This window comes from Streptococcus sp. GMD1S (assembly GCF_000296875.1).
Classification (GTDB): Bacteria; Bacillota; Bacilli; order Lactobacillales; family Streptococcaceae; genus Streptococcus.
Window position 1 is genome coordinate 1 of sequence record NZ_AJQY01000143.1, and the last position, 1,277, is coordinate 1,277.

Sequence of the window (1,277 nt, forward strand, 5' to 3'; positions counted from 1 at the left end):
CTTGCCCTTGCTATGGGATTGACAGTAGAATCGATGCCAGTTTTCATCGTCTATAGCCTTGTCCCATCAATGATTTTGAACTTTTTATGGATGCTTATTTTCCAATATATTTTTGAAAAATGTTATCTATAAGAAAGAAATAAAAATGTAACAAAGGCGTAATATTTATTATGTCTTTTTTTGGTATACTAGTAATGTCTTAAATAGAAGGAGTATCTACACAATATGAAGAAAAAAATCTTAGCGTCACTTTTATTAAGTACAGTATTAGTGTCTCAAGCGGCAGTATTGACAACTGTCCACGCTGAAACAACTGATGAAAAGATTGCTGCTCAAGATAGTAAGATTAGTAATTTGACAGCTCAACAAAAAGAAGCTCAAAAACAAGTAGATGAAATCCAAACGCAAGTTACAGCTATCCAAACTCAACAAACGAACTTGGAAGCTGAGAACGAAACTCTACAAGCTGAATCTAAAAAACTTGAAGGAGAAATTACAGAGCTCTCTAAGAACATTGTTGCTCGTAATGAATCTTTGGAAAAACAAGCACGTAGCGCACAAACAAACGGTGCTGCAACTAGCTACATCAATACAATTGTAAACTCAAAATCAATTACGGAAGCTATTTCACGTGTTGCAGCCATGAGCGAGATTGTATCAGCTAACAACAAAATGTTGGAACAACAGAAAGCTGATAAGAAATCTATCGCTGAAAAACAGGTTGCAAATAATGAAGCAATCAACACTGTCATTGCGAACCAACAAACACTTGCTGACGATGCACAAGCATTGACAACAAAACAAGCAGAGTTGAAAGTTGCTGAGTTAAACCTTGCTGCAGAGAAAGCTACTGCAGAAAGTGATAAAGCTACTTTATTGGAACAAAAAGCAGCAGCAGAGGCAGAAGCAAAAGCAGCAGCTGAAGCAGAAGCAGCTTATAAGGCACGTCAAACAAGTCAACAACAATCAGTTGTTGCTTCTGGAAATACAACACTTTCAGATCAAGTGCAAGCGACTTCAAGCTCTTCATCAGATGATGATTCAAGCTACACTCCAGCACCTGCTCCGACTCCAACTAGACAACGTCCAACATACAGTACAAATGCTTCAAGTTATCCAACTGGAGAATGTACTTGGGGAGCTAAAACATTAGCACCTTGGGCTGGAGATTACTGGGGTAACGGAGCGCAGTGGGCTACAAGTGCAGCAGCTGCAGGATTCCGTACAGGATCAACTCCACAAGTTGGTGCGATTGCATGTTGGAATGACGGTGGATA

At 39.2% G+C, this 1,277-nt stretch carries 1 protein-coding gene and 1 pseudogene; both read left to right on the forward strand.

The features are described 5' to 3' along the window. A pseudogene (locus GMD1S_RS07760) lies at positions 1-132 on the forward strand (rod shape-determining protein MreD); the annotation flags it as partial. Positions 133-225: 93 nt separating this feature from the next. After that, positions 226-1,277, forward strand: a 1,052-nt coding sequence (gene pcsB, locus GMD1S_RS07765; RefSeq protein WP_000726987.1) for a peptidoglycan hydrolase PcsB, incomplete at its 3' end; no start/stop codon positions are given.